Source organism: Pseudomonas sp. NPDC089752, from assembly GCF_044748725.1.
Taxonomy (GTDB): Bacteria; Pseudomonadota; Gammaproteobacteria; order Pseudomonadales; family Pseudomonadaceae; genus Aquipseudomonas.
In genome coordinates, this window is record NZ_JBIVGP010000008.1 from 223,729 (window position 1) to 242,579 (window position 18,851).

The 18,851-nt window shown below is 58.2% G+C and carries 15 protein-coding genes; 11 read left to right on the top strand and 4 right to left on the bottom strand.

The window, feature by feature from the left end; translation table 11 throughout:
• Nucleotides 1–345: 345 nt before the first annotated feature.
• The 4 genes from ACIPZF_RS15760 to ACIPZF_RS15775 form a co-directional block, all read right to left on the bottom strand.
• Nucleotides 346–1,233 carry a DoxX family protein gene (locus tag ACIPZF_RS15760; protein ID WP_400801005.1) on the bottom strand — a complete coding sequence of 296 codons (888 nt, stop codon included), beginning with the start codon at nucleotides 1,231–1,233 and terminating at the stop codon, nucleotides 346–348.
• 82 nt (nucleotides 1,234–1,315) lie between these two features.
• A complete protein-coding gene (locus tag ACIPZF_RS15765; protein WP_400801007.1) occupies nucleotides 1,316–2,689 on the bottom strand; it encodes an MFS transporter in 1,374 nt (457 codons plus the stop codon).
• A gap of 57 nt (nucleotides 2,690–2,746) precedes the next feature.
• Nucleotides 2,747–3,949, bottom strand: a complete 1,203-nt coding sequence (locus tag ACIPZF_RS15770; protein ID WP_400801009.1) for a mandelate racemase/muconate lactonizing enzyme family protein — start codon at nucleotides 3,947–3,949, stop codon at nucleotides 2,747–2,749.
• Nucleotides 3,950–4,053: 104 nt separating this feature from the next.
• Complete coding sequence (locus tag ACIPZF_RS15775; RefSeq protein ID WP_400801011.1) at nucleotides 4,054–5,112, bottom strand: LacI family DNA-binding transcriptional regulator; 1,059 nt, start codon at nucleotides 5,110–5,112, stop codon at nucleotides 4,054–4,056.
• A 238-nt stretch (nucleotides 5,113–5,350) separates the two neighbouring features.
• Here ACIPZF_RS15775 and ACIPZF_RS15780 point away from each other — a divergent pair, with 238 nt between their 5' ends.
• The 11 genes from ACIPZF_RS15780 (at nucleotide 5,351) to ACIPZF_RS15830 (ending at nucleotide 18,833) form a co-directional block, all read left to right on the top strand.
• On the top strand, nucleotides 5,351–6,067 hold the full coding sequence (locus ACIPZF_RS15780) for a putative quinol monooxygenase (protein WP_400801012.1): 717 nt from the start codon (nucleotides 5,351–5,353) through the stop codon (nucleotides 6,065–6,067).
• 120 nt (nucleotides 6,068–6,187) lie between these two features.
• Nucleotides 6,188–7,324, top strand: a complete 1,137-nt coding sequence (locus ACIPZF_RS15785; RefSeq protein WP_400801013.1) for an L-dopachrome tautomerase-related protein — start codon at nucleotides 6,188–6,190, stop codon at nucleotides 7,322–7,324.
• A 121-nt stretch (nucleotides 7,325–7,445) separates the two neighbouring features.
• A complete protein-coding gene (locus tag ACIPZF_RS15790) occupies nucleotides 7,446–8,453 on the top strand; it encodes a LacI family DNA-binding transcriptional regulator (RefSeq protein WP_400801014.1) in 1,008 nt (335 codons plus the stop codon).
• Nucleotides 8,454–8,736: 283 nt separating this feature from the next.
• Nucleotides 8,737–9,462 carry a gluconate 2-dehydrogenase subunit 3 family protein gene (locus ACIPZF_RS15795; RefSeq protein WP_400801016.1) on the top strand — a complete coding sequence of 242 codons (726 nt, stop codon included), beginning with the start codon at nucleotides 8,737–8,739 and terminating at the stop codon, nucleotides 9,460–9,462.
• Between the two features lie 52 nt (nucleotides 9,463–9,514).
• On the top strand, nucleotides 9,515–11,287 hold the full coding sequence (locus ACIPZF_RS15800; RefSeq protein WP_400801018.1) for a GMC family oxidoreductase: 1,773 nt from the start codon (nucleotides 9,515–9,517) through the stop codon (nucleotides 11,285–11,287).
• A gap of 10 nt (nucleotides 11,288–11,297) precedes the next feature.
• On the top strand, nucleotides 11,298–12,590 hold the full coding sequence (locus tag ACIPZF_RS15805; protein WP_400801020.1) for a cytochrome c: 1,293 nt from the start codon (nucleotides 11,298–11,300) through the stop codon (nucleotides 12,588–12,590).
• A 104-nt stretch (nucleotides 12,591–12,694) separates the two neighbouring features.
• Nucleotides 12,695–14,053 carry a carbohydrate porin gene (locus ACIPZF_RS15810; protein ID WP_400801022.1) on the top strand — a complete coding sequence of 453 codons (1,359 nt, stop codon included), beginning with the start codon at nucleotides 12,695–12,697 and terminating at the stop codon, nucleotides 14,051–14,053.
• A 34-nt stretch (nucleotides 14,054–14,087) separates the two neighbouring features.
• Nucleotides 14,088–14,816: a gluconate 2-dehydrogenase subunit 3 family protein gene (locus tag ACIPZF_RS15815; protein WP_400801024.1), complete on the top strand. Its 729-nt coding sequence runs from the start codon at nucleotides 14,088–14,090 to the stop codon at nucleotides 14,814–14,816.
• A 17-nt stretch (nucleotides 14,817–14,833) separates the two neighbouring features.
• Entirely contained in the window at nucleotides 14,834–16,603 is a 1,770-nt protein-coding gene (locus ACIPZF_RS15820) for a GMC family oxidoreductase (RefSeq protein WP_400801026.1), read from the top strand.
• A 79-nt stretch (nucleotides 16,604–16,682) separates the two neighbouring features.
• Complete coding sequence (locus ACIPZF_RS15825) at nucleotides 16,683–17,936, top strand: c-type cytochrome (RefSeq protein ID WP_400801028.1); 1,254 nt, start codon at nucleotides 16,683–16,685, stop codon at nucleotides 17,934–17,936.
• 150 nt (nucleotides 17,937–18,086) lie between these two features.
• On the top strand, nucleotides 18,087–18,833 hold the full coding sequence (locus ACIPZF_RS15830) for an SDR family oxidoreductase (RefSeq protein ID WP_400801030.1): 747 nt from the start codon (nucleotides 18,087–18,089) through the stop codon (nucleotides 18,831–18,833).
• Nucleotides 18,834–18,851: the final 18 nt, after the last annotated feature.

Consider the following 18,851-nt stretch of genomic DNA (forward strand, 5'->3'; position numbering starts at 1 on the left):
CAGGTAATTGCGTGCTTGGCTGGTGAGAACAGCTATCACTGAATTTCCTGCCAGCCAGCGTCCTGCAGGGCATAGGCGGTGGTTCTACGAGGCCATTACTGTACGTTTAGCCAGATAAAAAAACAATAATTGGATCCATGATTTTCGGATCGAGGACAGGATGTTGAAGAGGATGCAGTGCTGGGCTGCTGGGACGCAGTAAGCCGGGAACGATCCGTGGCAGGCGCCATGGAAGGTATCAGGAGGACGTCCAAGCAAGGTTATGGTGGGTCAGCGAGCCGATTCTGTGAGTGCGGCTTGTGGGCGACAATCCCCGCCCAACATGCCCGGGGACACAGGTCAGCGTCAGGCAACATGATTGGTGCAGAAGAACCTGAGCCTGCGAACCAGCCCTTTGGACAGCATCCATCCGTCAATCGAGAATTTTCCGGCTCCGACTGCCGATACCGATGAGAAAACTACCAGCAGAAGTAACACGTACTCCCACCCGCCTCCTCCAGAGGACGCCCAGGCATAGCCTCGTGCCCACTCCCCGCCAAAGCCCACAGTCGCGACCACCATGTAGATCAAACTGACGAAGCCACCCACTCTGGCAAAGAGCCCTAGCCCCACACTGACTGCCGAAGCAAGCTCAATAAGGCCGCCCAGGATCACAAACAGTGCAGCGCCCTGAGCGATGCCCAGCGCCTGGAATGCGTGCACCATGTGCTCGAAGGCTTCCTGACCGGCAAAAAGCTTTTCCGCAGAGTGGCACAGTTCGTTAAGCCCGAACGTCATGCGGATCAGCGTGAATTGCCACAACACAGCTCCCAGCCATGCCCCCGGCCGTCCCCGACTCTCTCGAAGGTCATGCAGGCAACAGTCAACGAACTGCAGGGCAAGCGGAATGGCTCCCAGGCTCGCGATCACCATTACCGTTTGTGCGCTGTGCAGGGCTGCGATTCGCCAGGCAAGGAGATACGCGAGCATGGAGATCAGATAACCCAGGGCAAACACCCTAGGGGTGACCGTGACCGAGCACGCCAATGCGATACCAAACCAGAAGGTGCAAAACCAGGCCGCGAGATCAGGCAGTGTGCCTAGGATAAAGCCCTCATAAAGGGCTGACATCAGCGCCAGTGCTATGCCGGTGGCGCTTGCCCAGTTTGGAGTTCTTTGGGGTTTGAGTGCTTGGTAGTCAGCTGCAAAAGCGCCATCCACGACGCCTCGCGCAACGTTTGCCATATTGTTCATCAGTCATCCTGACTATCGTGAGGAAATAAAAAAGCGCCACAGGGTCTGCCTACCCTACAACGTGGCGCGAAAGCGTTGCCTGTCAGTTGGCGGAGGCTGTGCTCGGTACCAGTTGCTCGGTCTTGGCCTCATTGTCGTCTGCGCGACGCAGCGGCCCCACGATGACCAGGTAACAGATGAAGGCGCCAGCCGCATTGAGAGCGACGTAAATCAAAGCGCCGTTGAACGAACCCATCGATTGCACCAAGTAGCCAATCACAATGGGCGTCAACACACCGGCGAGACTGCCAAAGGTGTTGAATATCGCGCCATTGATCCCTGCGCTGCCCTTGGGTGAGACATCGGAAATGATGGCCCAGCCTAGAGCACCGACTCCTTTGCCGAAGAATGCGAGCGCCATGAACAGCACGACTAACCAATCACTTTCGACGTAGTTGCAGAGCATCATGCTCATCGAGAGCGTCATCCCAACGAAAATTGGCAGCTTGCGCGCCAGCGTCAGCGAAAGACCTTTGCGCAACATCCAGTCGGAGATGACCCCGCCCGAGATGCCGCCGATGAAGCCACAAATGGCTGGGACGGCTGCCAGCAAGCCCGCGTCGAGCAGCGAAAGTCCGCGCTGCTGCACCAAGTAAACCGGGAACCAGGTAAGGAAGAAGAACGTCATGGTGCTGATGCAGAACTGAGCGAGGTAGATACCCAGATACATGCGCTGGCCCAAAAGCGCTCGCGCATTTGCCCACGTCTCACGCATGCTGAGCTTCTTCTGCATCGCAGGTTGCTCGGCAAGCCCGGCACCGCCCTCGCGAATATGCTCCAGCTCCGTGGAAGTGAGCTCGGCATGATCTGCCGGCGCTTTGATCCGCATGATGAAAATCACACCGATCCCGACACCTATGGCTCCCATCACATAAAAGATCCACGGCCACCCCCATCGTGTGGAGATCCACGCCAACAGAGGTGTGAACACGACCGCTGCGAAATACTGCGATGAGTTGAAGATGGCAGTCGCAGTACCGCGTTCTGCAGTAGGAAACCACATCGAAACGATCTTGCTGTTGGCTGGAAAACAAGGGGCTTCAGCCAATCCGACAAGGAATCGGAACACGAACACCGCCAGGAAGGCCAAACCGACCGGCATCATGGCCACAGTACCAATGACGACGGTGAACAACGACCAGGCGACTATGGCCAACCCCAGCACGCGAATACTGCCGAAGCGGTCAATTGCAACACCGCCAGGAATTTGGAACATCATGTAGGCCCAGGCAAAAGCGGAGAAGAGCCAGCCCATCTGGGCATGCCCGAGGCCAAGCTCATCGGACAGACTCGCTCCCGCGATCGAAAGCGTTGCGCGATCACCCTGATTGACGATCATCATGATGAAGAGCAGAGCAATTACCTCATAGCGGCGATGCTCAGCAAAAAAGCGACGAAGAGAAGCATTTTTTTTCATTGTCTTTCTCGAGGCCGAATGGCTTCACTGCCGGCAATGCCAGCAGGACGCAGAGGCTTAGCGGGAGGTTTCGCGAACAACAGCGTCGGTGCGCTGTTTGATCTCAGGTCGCAAGGCAGTTCCCAGGCCCGCTCGTTGCGGCGCCAGCGCAAAACCTTTCTCGATTTCTGGCAGGTGCGTAACCAGGTCGCCGTACCAGGTCGAAAGCGATGCGCGCACCACTTCCTGCAAGACGGCAGTTGGAGCGTGCAAAGCGAGTTGAAGCCCGGCGAACAATGCAACCGGCCCGGTACAGTCGTGCGGAGCTAATGGTTTGTTGTACGCCTGGGCTAAAGCCGCGATCTTCCGTCCTTCCGTGAAACCACCGCACCACACAAGATCCAGCATGAGGTAATCAAGGCTGCCGGCGTTGAGAAGATCCCGGTACGCCACGGCGCCGCCCAGCGTCTCGCTGGCGCAGACCGGCACGCGCGTGCGCTGGCGCAGGTCAGCCAATGCTTGGGCATCATCCATCTTGCAGAGCGGGTCTTCTACCCAGTAGACATCGTAAGGCTCAAGCGCCTGACAGATTCGCAGTGCGGCGGTGCTGTCCCACAGGCTGTGCAATTCGCACATCACTTCAATGCGGTTGCCGACCGCCTCGCGAATCCTTTTGAAGGCTTCCACCCCCTGCTCCACCTCTGCCAAGGTGATGCTGTTCGCCCCTTGTTGACGAGCGAATCGATCAAACGGCCAGATCTTCATGGCCGTGTAGCCCTCCTCGACCAAGCTGATAGCCAGGCTGGCCGGGTCACGCTCGAACGCTAACTGGTCATCGTAGGGGCCCTGAGCACAATCGCGGGCGTTGATCTCTCGCCGTGCGCCCTGCTGGGTGTTGAATTCATAACCCGCACAGGTGTTGTACACCCGAATGCGGTCGCGGCATGCCCCGCCCATGGCTTCATAAATAGGAATGCCGTGGCGTTGACCTTTCAAATCCCAGAGCGCGATATCGATGGCGCTGGCGGCGCGGATCTCAGCACTCGCGCTGTGATACCCGACATAGGGCGTCGTGAGCTCCAGGGCGATAGCCTCGATCTGTCGCGAGTCACGACCAATCAGGCCCGGTGCGACCAACTCATGGATAGCGGCTTCAACGGTGGCAGCGCCGCGAAACGTTTCTCCCAGACCGATCAAGCCCTCATTCGTTTCGACCTCAACCCAAATCAGCTTTGGTCGTTCGGGCAGGCGGATGGTTCTCACACAGGTGATTTTTGACATTTTTATAGTCCTTCTTGGAATTCACCAAAATGGTATCGTTACCATTCGTGGTCAAAACCCTACCCGAGAAATCCGCTATCGACAAGGCCGATTCGGATGAAGACTTACTTCTGGGGCTGGCTTTGCGCTGTGGATTCGCGTTGGACAACCGTGAATCCCACGTCCTTGACGGGCTCCTCCACGAGCTCGCCCTGCAGCCGGGCAAGCATCATTCGAGCAGCCAGATCGCCTATCTGCGCACCATCAACCTTCACGGTGCTAAGCGATGGATACGTGTGAGCGGCAAAATTCATGTCGCCAAATCCCATGACGGACAACTGGCTCGGAACGGCTATTCCCCTGGCGATGGCTTCGGTTAATACGCCGTGGGCAATGGTGTCAGAGGTGCACACCACCGCTAGCGGCTCACCTTGGGACAGAGATTGCTCTTGCAGCAACTGGCTAAGCCCTTCACGCCCTACAGCTAGCGAAGGCGCACCTGCCGAGATGTGACGCGAGACTTCGGTCACCCCGTGTTCGGCCAAGGTATTCGTGAAGCTTTCTGCACGACGAAGCCCGCGAGGATCGTCGACCGCCAGCAAGCCGAAGCGCCGATAACCCTGACCAAGCAGGGTGCGCGCCACCTCTCGCCCTGCCTTCTCGTGCGAAAAACCTACCAGCATATCGATGGGTTCTGATGAGAGATCCCAGGTCTCAACCACCGGAATACCTGCGAGCCTCAACCGATCGCGGCAGGCCGGAGTATGCAGCGTACCGGTCAAGATGATGCCGTCCGGGCGGCGGCTGAGAATGAATTCCAGCAGCTCCTGCTCCTGTTCCCGGTGGTGACCTGAAACACCAAGCAGAACCTGGTACCCGGAGCGACTCAACGTCGCGCTGATGGCTTGGAATGTGTCGGAGAACAGCGGGTTTGTGACCATGGGAAGCACAACCGCCACCAGGCGAGTCTTGCTCGAGCGCAATGCCCCCGCCAGCCGGTTATGCACGTAACCCGTTTGGCTGACCGCCTTTTGCACCTTGAGCCGCGTGGACTCCTTCACCGTCTCGGGGGCGTTGAAGTAGCGTGATACGGTCATCGGCGCCACTCCGGCGAGTCGCGCTACGTCGGTAAGCGTCACGGTCGCCGAGTGGTTGGGGTTGGTGTTCGAAGGCATTTCCGACATAGGATTAGCGTATTTAGGCTTTTTTAGGGCCTACGATGCTATCAGCGAAGCCGACTCCCAGGCCAGGAATGCGAGAACTGCAAAAAAAACGTTGCCATTATGAGAGCGCTCTCAATACTCTATCAAGGCATCACCAGCCTGTTGCGTTCTGTGCCCTGTCAGAAGGATGCCATTGCGCAGGGACTGGTTGGTGACCTGCACACCGCAGCACTAACAACAAAAATCAGTGGAGGATGCTATGCGTGGTTTTATCAATTGCAGCAAGGTCGCCCTCGTGGGCCTGTGTCTGAACGGTGCCGTAAATACAGCGGCCTACGCCGAGGAGCCTAGCCCGCTTCATTACCTGAACATCCAGACCATCCATCCGCACACGCGCGATGCGTTCCTCGAGGCGATGCGTCACAACGCGACCCAAAGCCGAACCGAACCCGCGAACATTGTGTTTGATGTGGCGGATCCAGGCGGGAACGATCCTACTGTCGTGCTTTTTGAAAGCTGGCGAGATCGTGCAGGCTATCTACAGCATGAGGCCTCGGCTCATGTAGCGCCCGTCTTGGCGCTGGTTCCTACGTCATTTGCCAAGCCTGAGCGCAAGTATCTCCTTGAAAACGCTCCCGGCCTCCCGGCGCCGGAGCGCAAGGTGATAGCGCAACCCACCACCACACACAACGTGATCGACCTGGCAGAGCTAAAGGCCGCGTCGCACAACGACTTCGTCAAGCAAGCCACCACTGAAATCCTCGAAGCTCGACAGCAGCCGGGTAACCTCGCCTTCAATGTGTACCAGGTGCACGATCAGCCCAACACCTTCGTGGTCTATCAGCGTTGGGTTGACGCTCAGGCCTATGCAGACTTTCGATCCCGCCCTGCCGCCCAGTCATTCGAAGAGAACTTGAGCGCCTCCAGCACTAACGCCAGAGAGACCTTGGTGCTTCGTGACAGGATCTTGGAATGAGTCGTTGCAAGGCTTAATCATTGACAGAAAATGGTAACGTTCCCATTATTCAAGAGAGCGCTCTCTAATCTGCGCGCAACATCGCCGCAACAAGAGTTCATAACAAGGAGATGTAGACGTATGCACCACCGGACGTTTTTCAAGAAAGCCCTGTTCACTGCCGCCCTGTTTCCTGTGCTGAGCTTTGCCGGCACTGATGATCGCCTGCACACCGAAGTGACAGTCTCAACCATTACAAACGCCGTCACGGCCACCGAGAATGGAACGTTGTTTGCCGGACTTCCACGCTGGCACGCCACCAAACAAACCCCTTCACTCGTGCGTGTCGATGGCCCGGAAAAGCTCACCCCCTTCCCGGGCGGTTCCTGGAATGACTGGGCGCAAGGCAAAGCACCGGAAGACGCTTTCGTACAGGTCAATTCGGTGCACGTGTTCGATGACGACAGCGTATGGATCGTTGACCAAGGCGCCCCCGATAACAAGGCGACACTCTCCGGCGCAGCCAAGGTCGTGCAGTTCGACAGTAAAACCGGTAAGGCGCTTCGGGTACTTCGCTTCGACGAGAAGATCCTTCCACCCGGCGCAGTGATGAATGACTTGCGCATTTTTGACCAGAAGCTTTATGTCACAGATGCCGGTGTCGGGGCAGTGATCGTTCATGATCTAAAGACAGGGAAGACGCTGCGTCGCCTGGACAAACACCCGATGATGCGGCAAGCAGCAGATCGGCCTATCAAAGCCACCGGCGGGCGCCTGTATGAAGACGAGCACGGTAACCGCCCACAAGTGCATGGCGACATGCTGGAGGTGACCCCAGATGGGCAGTGGCTGCTGGTCTCCACGCCGAGCAGCCCTATGTACAAACTGCCAACCAAGCTGCTGAACGACCCTGCTGTGACGGATGAAGAGCTGGCCAAGCACATTGAGGTCGCCTTTGACAAAGGAACCATCAACGGCACGGCCATTGACTCCCTGGGCAACGTCTATCTGGGGCTGGTTGAATCACGCAGTATTGAAGTCGTGGCGCCGGACGGGCGCCGAGCAACGCTGATCCAAGACGACAGGTTGATCGGGCCGGATGCGCTGTTTATCGACTCGAAACGGCGCCTACTCATTCCTGCTTCTCAGGGGGAGCTCATGGCCAACTTCAACAAAGGTGTAAACGCGACGTCAGGCTCCTTCCACATCTACTCGCTCGCCTTGCCGGAGTCGGTCGGCGGGATTCGCCTGGGGCAGTCGATGTCGTTCCGCAAGTAAGTCCCTAAGGCGATAGCGTCAAGTGGCATGAGGCGCAAGTGGCCAGGTTCACACCTGGTCACATCTCTTGGCAACGAAGGCTGTACTGTCTGGCGGGTACGTCTTATAGTCGTGCCCGCCTATGAACAAGCCATTCACCACTCTGGACGATGTCGCCCTCGCGGCGGGCATGTCCCGCGCCCAAACCTCTCGAGCCCTTCGAGGGGATCCCGGTGTCCGAGCGGAAACCCGAGAGCGTATTGCCAAAATCGCGTCAGAGTTGGGGTATCGCCCCAACCTGGCAGCCAGAAGCCTCGTCTCCGCACACTCTTCCATGGTCGGCTTGCTGATTGGCGACCCGACTAACCCGTTTCACATTGAATTGGCCCAATCCATCGACCGCGCCCTTATAAAGGCGGGTTTTGAGCCGATGACCACGTTGCGTGCAAGTGATGACGCCTCTGTAGGCAGCGCTGTCGAACGGCTTCTGAGGCTGCGTGCCGCCGGCGTCGTTCTGATTGCGAACTCGATTTCATCCAAGACGGTCAGCAATGTCGCCGACAGCCTCCCTTGTGTGTACCTAGGTAGCCTGTCAGTGAAGCACCCTCGCGTTACCGCCATCACAGTGGATGACAACGCTGGCATCCGGAGTGCGATGCAGCACCTGCTTTCACTTGGCCATCGGCGTATCGCGCACCTTGGCGGTGGCACGGAGGCCTCGGCGCGCGAGCGCACCAAGGCGTATTGCCAGGCCATGGAGGAAGCCGGCCTCGAGCCTTTCTTCCTTCGCGGTACCCACGATGCTGCTTCCGGCCGACGCGGCGTCGATGTTTTATTTTCCGACCCTGAGCCGCCAACTGCCATCGTCGCATCCAATGACTTCCTTGCGCTGGGTATCCTCGATCGGCTTCGGGGTATGGGCATGGCGGTGCCTGAAGACGTGTCGGTGATCGGCTTCGACGACATCCCAAACGCGTCTAACTCGGTCTTCTCGCTGACGACCCTGCGTCAGGATACCGAAGCACAGGCGCAGGTTGTCGTCGATTCGCTGCGTGAAATCCTGGCCAATAAGCCCAAGCGTACCAGGCGCCACATCATGCCAGTCGAGTTGATTGTGCGCGACTCTTCGGGCCCTCCCAAAGCGCAGTAATCCCCCTTCCCTTCGCCGTACTCGTTGACGAGACAAATTGTCGCGCCTATGATTTGCCGCCACCAGCCCTCCTGATCACCCCGCAAGGGTGGCCAACGCAAGCTGGTTTTTTTGGCCATCAAAATGAGAGCGTTCTCATTGCAGGCTGCCACCAAGTCGGTGAGCGGCATTTTTTTGGCCATTAAATGAGAGCGCTCTCTAGATTCATTCCAGAATGAAGTCACCCTCTTCGGCGTGAATGAGCGCGACAGGTAATGCCCCGCTAAGGCTCGAAGGAGTTGAGATGGAACGAAGACATGTACTGAAGGCTGGCCTGGTGCTCATTGCGACCTCTGCAGCGGCCTCAATTTTCCGCCCTGCCGGCGCTGCGTTGCGCGTGCTTTCTGGTGGGAACCGTTGGCATGCGAAAGAAACGCCCCCTCCGAGCCTTGTCGATCCCAGCAAGCGCATGTTCCTTTCCGACAAGGAATACGCTCAGGTCACGGCCATTTTTGATCGACTCATACCGGCAGATGAACTGAGCCCAAGCGCTTCGCAAGCAGGATGCGTCGTCTTCATCGACCATCAACTCGCGGGGCCCTATGGTCGTGGCGATGCTCGTTACCGCAAAGGCCCCGAGCAAAAAGGGTCGGCCACTCAAGGTGATCAATCGCTGCGTAATGCGCAGGAGCTGTATCGCACCGGTCTGGCGGAGCTCGAAGCGTACTGCAGCAAGCAATACGGCAAGAGCTTCGAAACGATGTCCGCAGATCAGCAAGACGCGCTTCTTGAGTTGATGGAAAGCGGCAGCGTTGTGCTGGGCACCATTCCATCGGCGGCGCTCTTCAAGGTGCTTCTGGCGAATGTCCAGGAAGGCTTTTTCGCCGATCCACTCTACGGCGGCAATCGCGACATGGTCGGCTGGAAAATGATTGGCTTCCCCGGCGCCCGCTACGACTACCGCGATGTTCTGCCCCTCAAGGGCCAGAAGATCGATCTGATTCCCGTCAGCCTCATTGGTCGCATCTGACCCTCAAATCCTTAGACGCCGTAAAGGCGCGTGCCTGATCTGGAAGTGAAAAATGGATTACAAACGTCCCAAAGCTGACGCCGTGATCGTCGGTCTTGGCTGGGCTGGTTCTTTGATGGCAGAAGAACTGACCCGAGCAGGCCTCGATGTGGTTTGCATCGAGCGCGGCCCCTACGAGGTGACTCACCGTAATTTCTCGCCCAACGTCGCCGCCGATGAGCTGCGCTACGGCGCCCGTCGTGAAGCCCTTCGCCCGCCAAGCGTCGAAACGCTGACCTTTCGCAACCACCGTTCCCAGACGGCCTTGCCGGGTCGCGACTTCAACAACTGGGTTGTTGGTTACAGCGTTGGTGGCGCAGGCAAGCACTGGTCTGCCAACTCTTGGCGGTTCCTGCCTTCCGATTTCACAATGGCGACCCGGGTCAAGGAGCGCTATCCCAAGATGCAGCTCCCTGAAGGGTTGATTGTCCAAGATTGGGGCGTCACCTATGACGACCTTGAGCCGCATTACGACCGCTGGGAGAAAATCGCTGGCGTATCCGGGAAGGCAGGCGTCCTCAGCGGTGTCATTCAGCCAGGCGGCAATCCCTTCGAGGGCTCGCGCAGTTCGGAATACCCAACGCCGCCGCTTGAGCGTTCGCGCTGGAATGACATCTTCCACGCCACAACCGAGAAGATGGGCTTGCACCCCTTCCCGATCCCTGCTGGAACGATCGGCGCGCCATATACCAACCCGCTCGGGATCAACCTTGCTCCCTGCACCTACTGCGGATTCTGTGGCTTCTATGGTTGCGGCAACTGGTCGAAGTCCTCGCCAAATGCGTGCGTTATCCCGGCACTGATGACACGCAAGAACTTCACCTTGCTGACCGAGTGCACCGTATTGAAGGCGGAGAAAGCACCGGACGGCAAGACCGTAACCGGGGTTACCTTCGTTGACTCGGATCGAAATATCGGCTTCCAACCTGCCGACATCGTGATCTTCGCAGCCTTCCAGTTCGACAACGTACGTCTGATGCTGCTCTCCGAGGTCGGCAAGCCGTACGACCCAGCCACGCGAACGGGCACCGTCGGGCGTGCATATAACTTCCAGACCATGTCATACGGCTTCCTGTACTTCGAGAACGAGTACATGAACCCGTTCATCTCCACGGGTGCTCTGGCGACTCAGGTGGACGACTTCAACGGGGACAACTTCGACCATACCGACCTCGGTTTCATCGGTGGTGCAGGGATCATGGCCCTGTCCGACCAGGCCACACCGATGGGGCTCGCAGACCGTGTTCCAGCGGGAACCAAACTGTGGGGGGCGGAGTGGAAAAAGGCCTTCAAGCACAGCTATCAAAACTACGGAAAGATCCAGGGGCAAGGCACTTCTTACGCACACGCGGAAAGCTATCTTTCGCTCGACCCTAACTACAAGGACGACAACGGTCAGCCCCTGCTGCGCATGACCTACGAGTTCAACGAGAACGATCGGCGCATGGCCCGCTTCGTCCGTGACCGTATTGCTGACATCTGCAAGCAGAGCGGCGCCAAGACCTGGGAAGCTGTTGCGTTCCCGGACGAGCCATTCAGCCCAGGCAGGGCTTATGACTCCGGCCACACCATCGGTGGTACCCCGATGGGTCTGGATCCTGCGACCTCAGCGCTCAATCGCTACCAGCAGAGCTGGGACGCCCACAACCTGTTCGTGATCGGTGCCTCTTCCTTCCCTAACAACGGTGGCTACAACCCCACCGGCACCTTGAGCGCGCTCACGCTGTGGACAGCCAAAGCGATCATCAACGACTACATCCGCCAACCTGGCTTGCTGACTCGCTGAGGAGATGCACTTGAAGAAGATCAAGACCATCGCAGCCACAGTTGTCGGCTGTGGAGTACTCGGCTTCGCGGGGTTCCTTGCGTATGCCAAGTACGGTGAAACGCGGGCTTTTCCAGCCATCCAGGTTGAACAGGCTGGGAGCAGCGAGGCACAGATCGAGCGCGGGAAGTACGTGGCGGCCATGGGCGACTGTGCCGCTTGCCACACCGTGCCTGGCAAAGCTGTTTATGCCGGCGGCTACAAGTTGGAAACGCCCTTCGGCGTGATCAAAGCCTCGAACATCACCCAGGACAAAGAGACCGGCATCGGCTCCTGGACGCTCGAAGAGTTCGATAAGGCTGTCCGTCACGGTATCGGGCGCGATGGCTACCTGTACCCCGCGATGCCCTACCCGGCTTACGCCAAGATGACCGACCAGGACATGGCGGATCTGTGGGCATACATGCGCACCATCGCCCCAGTGAAGCAGGTCGTAGTCGAGAACGAGCTTCCGTTCCCGTTCAACCAACGCTTTCTGCTGGCGGGCTGGAACCTGCTGTTCTTCCAGGACAAGCCGTTCACTGCAATGCCAGGTGTCACTCCTCTGGTCAACCGTGGCGACTACCTGGTCAATGGCCCGGGACACTGCGCGGCCTGCCATACCGGCAAGAACCTTCTCGGCGGCGACGTCTCTGCTGCGCTGCAAGGTGGAACGCTGCAAGGCTGGCATGCGCCCGATATCACACCCAACCAACATGTCGGGCTGGGCAAATGGACAACTGACGCCATCGTAACCTACCTGAAGACCGGAGCTAACCATCAGGCAGTTGCCTCGGGCCCGATGATGGAAGCCGTGGAGAACTCAACTCAGTACCTCACGGAAGATGACCTCCAAGCTATCGCTGCTTACCTCCAGCAAATCCCCGCCAGCAAGGTAGTCCGTGAAGCCGCCATCGCATCAACCGATCCGAGAATGGTGACCGGCAAACGCGTGATGGAGACCCAGTGCGAGGCTTGCCACCGCGCAGATGGCACGGGTGTTCGCAACATGATTCCTGCTTTCGCAAGCAGCGCACAAGTGAACGCCACCGATCCATCAAGCCTTCTGAATGTCGTGCTGATGGGGGCGGAAGGCCCGGTCACCGCAGGCAATCCCACCGGTGCTGGCATGCCCCGCTTTGACTGGAAGATGGCTGACGAAGACATCGCAGCCGTCCTGACCTACATCCGCAACAGTTGGCGCAACAGCGCTCCTGGCGTGTCTGCAGCGGATGTGAAGGCCGCTCGAGCACAGTTGGGCGCTGATCACTGGCTCAATCAATAAGCATCAACTGCCGCACTCACTGCAGTGCGGCAGTCCCTCCCCGTTGGCCGCACACAACAGCAAAAACTGCAGCCAATTTTGTAACCCTTGGAAGAAGCCAATACATGGACATCAAGATCTCTCCCCTTGCCTCACGAATTCGACTGACTGCTCTGGCTATCACGGCCTGCACAGCCTCTGGCTGGGCCGTTTTTTCCCAGGCCGATGATGCCTTCGCCCTGGACTCTCGCTGGATGACAGGCGACTGGGGCGGGTTGCGCACTGAGCTGCTGGAAAAAGGCGTAGACATCAAGATGGGCTACATGGGCGAGTCGGCCTCGAACCTGCGCGGCGGCTACCAACCTCACCGCCATGTGACGCGCTATTCCGATCAGTTCAACCTCGGTGTCGATGTTGACCTTGAGAAATGGGCGGGATGGGAAGACACGAAATTCAGCTTCGCACTGTCAAACCGTAACGGTTCTGAGCTCGACGAAGTCACCGCCGATCCACGCGCAAAGAGCTTCAACTCGACTCAAGAAATCAACGGACGCGGAAGCGTGACCCGCTTAGGCCAGCTGTGGCTGAGCAAAGGCTGGTTTGACGACAAAATCAACCTGAAGGCGGGGCGCTATGCAGTGAGCGACGAGTTCGCCGTTGAGGACTGCGTGTTCCAGAACCTGGCTTTCTGCGGCTCGCAGCCTGGCAACTATGTCGACAGCATTCACAACGGCCCGATCAGCCAATGGGCCGCACGCCTGCGTTACCGCTTCACAGATGAGGTTTATGGGCAGATCGGTGCCTACAACGTCAACCCATCCAATCTGGATAACGACAACGGCCTGAAGGTACATGTGCAGGGCACCACTGGCACCCTGGTACCTGTGGAGCTGGTCTGGACTCCAACCCTCAACAAGCTGCCCGGGGAATACCGAGTCGGCTACTACCACAGCACTGCCGAAGCACCGGATGTCTATAAGGACATCAACAATCAGCCAGCAGCCCTGACGGGTGCCGATTATCGTACCAATTCGAGCCGTCACGGTTCCTGGATCGTTGCCAAGCAGCAACTGACCTCTGTCGGCAGCGATACCTCCCGTGGACTCACCGTGGTGGCCAGTGCCACGTTCATGGATCGCGCCAGTACGCCAGTCGACAGCTACCAGAAAGCGGCGCTGCTCTACACCGGTCTGTTTGATAGCCGACCCGGCGACACACTCGGATTCGGTGTTGCCCGCATCCATGGCAGCTCGCGCTTCCTGCGCAATGCCCAAACCGCGAACGAGCAAAGTGGCGCCACCTTCGAAGACCCCGGGTATGTCCCGGAGCAGCACACCATGTACGTCGCCGAGCTGAACTACCGCGTCGCAGTGACCGGCTGGCTCAGCGTCCTGCCAAACCTTCAATACCTGAAGAACCCTGATGGCCAGCGTGAGGTGGACAACACCTGGGTAGCCGGTCTCCAGGTACAGACTCAATTCTAAAAAACTGAAATAGCGCCTTGCATAGGATCCGTGAATGAACCGAAGAGAAGCCCTCTTTTCGTTGGGCACCATTGCCGCTTCGCTAGCTGTGGCTCCAAGTCTCAGTGCTGCTGAGCTCAAAGGTGTGCCCCATGAAACTCAACTCAGCGATGACCATCTGCCAAAACCTGCCATTCGCACAGGCGGATTTCTCGTGCTCTCCGCTGTCGAGCGCGAAACGCTAGGAGCCGTCTATGACCGCCTCTTGCCTGCTGATGAGTACGGGCCTTCGGCCACCCAAGCGGGTTGCCTGGAGTTCATCGACAGTCAACTCGCCGGCGATTACGGATCCGGCAAAGCACTCTACCTTGACGGGCCTATCAGCCCGGCCAATGAGTTGAAGCTGATGGGCACGCCCCAATTCCTTGCCACGCCACTCGTTCGCTATCGCGTCGGCCTGGAAGCGTTGCTGACCTATGCAAAGCGCCATTTCAGCAAGCCGTTTGCCGAGCTCAGCCCGGCTCAGATCGACGAATTTCTCACGAAGCTGGAGGCAGGCGACGTTGATCTTGGTGCCGAGATCGACAGCAAAGCCTTCTTCGAGCTTCTGTTGCAAAACGTGCGCGAAGGTTACCTCTCCGACCCCATCTACGGCGGCAATCGCAACATGGCAGGCTGGAAAATGATCGGTTTCCCAGGCGCCCGCTACGACTACCGACCTTACATCGACCGTCGTGGCGAGAACCTGAGTTTGATTCCCGTAAGCCTGATCCCTGCCGACTGAACCTGAGGAACAACACAATGAATAATGCACGTCCCAGGGCCGACATCGTCATCTGCGGCCTCGGCTGGGCAGGCTCGGTGATGGCCGAAGAGCTGACCCGGGCGGGGTTGAATGTCGTCGCCATCGAACGTGGCGCATGGCGCGACACCTCTACCGATTTTCCTCCTGCAGTTGACCCGGACGAGTTGCGTTGGACAACACGTCGCGAGCTACTGCAACCCATGAGCGTGGAAACCACCACGTTCCGTAATCGCCTGGATCAGACTGCCGCCCCGGTGCGTAGCTGGTCTGCATTCCAGTATGGATGGAACGTGGGCGGTGCCGGCGCGCACTGGGCTGGCATGTCCTGGCGCTTCTCGCCTTGGGATTTCGAGGTGGCCACAAAGACGCGCGAGCGCTACGGCGCGGCGAAGATGAAGGGGCTTCAGTTGCAGGACTGGGGGGTGACCTACGAGGATATGGCGCCCTACTACGATCGCTTTGAGCGCATTGCGGGCACCTCGGGGATCGCGGGCAACATCAACGGCGTGATCAAGCCAGGCGGCAATCCCTTTGAAGGGCCACGGTCACGTGAGTATCCAACGCCACCGTTGAAAGATACCCACTGGATGCGCACGTTCCGTGAGGCGTCCACTCGCATGGGTTATCACCCGTTCACGATCCCTGCGGGCAATATCTCCCAGGCATTCGTAAACCCCCTGGGGGTGACCATGGGGCCTTGCACCTACTGTGGGTTCTGTGATTTCCACGGCTGCGGCAACTTTTCCAAATCATCACCGCAGGCCTGCATCTTGCCTGCCCTGATGCGCCGCCCCAACTTCACGCTGCTCAGCGAGACTGAAGTGCTGCATGCCGTAAAGCATGACGACGGGAAGACGGTTAAAGGCGTCAAGTTCATCACCAAGGAGGGCGTCGAAGGCTTCCAGCCGGCGGATGTGGTGTGCATCACCGCCTACCAGATGGACAACGTACGCCTGATGCTACTGTCACGTGTAGGTGAGCAGTATGACCCACGTACCGGTCGAGGAACGATTGGTCGCAACTACAACTACCAGACCTGCTCGACGGTCACCGGATTCTTCGACGATAGCTACATGAACCCCTTCATTGGTGGCGGCGCTCTGGCGGTTCAGATCGATGACTTCAACGGTGACAACTTCGATCACTCCAACGTGGACTTCATCGGCGGTGCGGGGATCATGGGTTACTCCACCAATGGCCGTCCTATCCAAAATGCCAACACCGTGCGTCCCGGGACTAAGCGCTGGGGCACCGAGTGGAAAAAGGCCTACTCTCGCGACTACCAGCAGTACGGCGGCATCTTCTGCCAAGGCACCTCGATGCCTGTGCGTGAGGCCTACCTTGACCTCGACCCGACCTACAAGGATCGACACGGACAACCGCTGCTGCGCTTGACCTTCGACTGGAATCGCAACGACACCAAGATGCTCGACTTCGTGACCGAACGAGCCGTACGGATCATGAAAGAAGCCGGTGGCAAGGACATCATTGTCGATAACCAGGGTGAGCAAAGCTGGAACCCTTACATGCAGCACAGCTCGCACACGATCGGTGGCGCAGTGATGGGTGCCGACCCTACGACCTCAGCCGTTAATCCCTACCTGCAGAGCTGGGATGCTCACAACCTGTTCGTCGTTGGCGCTTCGGCGTTCCCGAACAACGGTGGCTACAACCCGACCATAACCGTGGGCGCACTGGCCATCAGGGCTGCACGTGCCATCCACGAGACCTACTTCAAGAACCCGGGCGCGCTGGTCAAGGGCTGATCGAACAATGACAAACTGGAAAACAATCGCTAAAGGCGCTGCACTGGCAGCAGCCGTTTGCGCAGCAGGCGCTGGGTGGATGGCCTGGAAAACCTTCAACACGTCGCGCTCTGATGTCGCCGACGACAAGGTTGCGCTTTCAGACTTTCGCAGCACCGACCAGGCAGCTATCACGCGGGGGGAGTACGTCATGCGCCTGGCAGATTGTGCTGCCTGCCACAAACCCAACTTTGCGGGCGGGTACAAGATCGACACCCCGTTCGGCTCGCTCGTAACGTCCAACATCACGCCGGACATCAAAAACGGCATTGGCACCATGACTGAAAGGGATTTTTTCAATGCGGTCAGACAGGGTATTGGTTCGCATGGACTGCTTTATCCCGCCATGCCCTACCCCGCCTACACCAAGCTCAGTGACAAGGACATGCACGACCTGTGGGCGTACATCTCTACCATCACACCGGTAAGCAAGGAGATCAACGAAAACGCCGGGATGAATTTCCCGTACAACATCCGCCTGGCCATGGCGGGTTGGGACATGCTGTTCTTCGACAACACTCAGTACATTGCTGAGGTGACTCAGAGCGTCGAATGGAACAGAGGTAAGTACCTCACGGATGGGCCGGCCCACTGCGGCACCTGTCATACACCGCGCAACCTGCTAGGCGGCGAGCGAGCCGATGCCTACATGCAAGGTGCTCGATTAGGTACCTGGTACGCACCAGACATCACCCCTAATCCGCACACGGGCATCGGCAACTGGTCGGTCGACAGGTTGACCAACTACCTTCAGACCGGATCAGACGGTTTCGCAGTGGCTTCCGGCCCAATGGCTGAGGCAGTGGAGCACTCCTTCCAGTACTACTCGACGTCTGATCTGCAGGCTATCGGCACGTACCTGAAGTCACTGGCAGCCTCCGACCATCAACCCAGCAAGCCGATGACCATGACCAAGCAGGCTACCGATGATGCTGCGCTGGGGTATGAGGTGAACTGCTCCGCATGCCATGGTCTGGAGGGTGAAGGCATTGAGGGGATGGTCACAGCCTTCGCGGGCAATCACCGCATGCTTTCGGATGACCCGACCAACCTGATTCACGCAATGCTCATGGGAGCGCGAGCACCCCACACCGAGTCAAGGCAGACGGCGGCGGGCATGCCTTCCTTCGCGTGGAAAATGAATGACCAAGAGATCGCGGAGATTCTGAATTATGTCCGCAACTCGTGGAGCAACGGCGCGTCTGCCATGACCGCCAACCAAGTGGCTGAGATGCGTGCAGCGCTGGGGGCGCACGCAAAGCTCAGCGTTCCAGAGGGTCAGTCGCAGCGCTGAGATAGCTGAAAAGTCATCCGTGTGTTGCTCTATGATCCAGGCACCGCCCTCAGCCGGCGGTGCCTCTTGAAATGCCCTCTAGCTAATCCCATACACCTGAGATTGCATCCCCCACTCCCTCGAACGTACACAGACCAAAAGGATGTTGAGATGGCTAATCCTGTAGTGCTCCAAGGCCAAGTCGCAATTGTCACCGGCGCGGCGCGAGGCATCGGGCGCGGCATCGCCAAGAAACTTCATGATGAAGGATGCAAGGTGGTCATCTGGGATCTCTGTCCGACAGCGTTCGACCCAGCTGAGGCTGGATTTGAGCCTGACTTGTTACTTCCCGTCGACGTCTCGGACGACAAGTCGGTTCTGATGGCCTTCAAGACTACGATTGAAGAAATCGGGGCGGTAGATATTCTCGTCAACAATGCGGGCATCAACGGCCCGGTTCACGAGCTTCAGGACTACTCCTACTCGGATTTCGACAAGGTCATCGCCGTGAATCTTCGTGGCGTTTTCAACTGCTGCAAGATCGTGACGCCTAAGCTTCGGGAGCGTGGCTATGGACGCATCGTCAACGTGGCGTCTATTGCAGGGAAAGAAGGCAGTCCGGGCATTGCCCCTTATGCAGCCTCCAAGGCAGGTGTGATCGGGCTAAGCAAATCTCTGGCGCGCGAGCTGGCCACCACAGGAGTTACGGTCAACTGCATTGCACCGGTTATCACCGAGACCGATCTTCTCCAGCAAATGACCCAAGATCATATCGAGGCAGTCAGAGCAAAGATCCCGATGAACCGATTCCTGACGGTTCAGGAAATCGCGGATACCGTCGCCTTCATCGCGAGTCCCCAGTGCAGCTTTACGACAGGTTTTGTCTTTGACCTGTCCGGTGGCCGGGCTGATTACTGATCTGAAGCTTCCACCAGG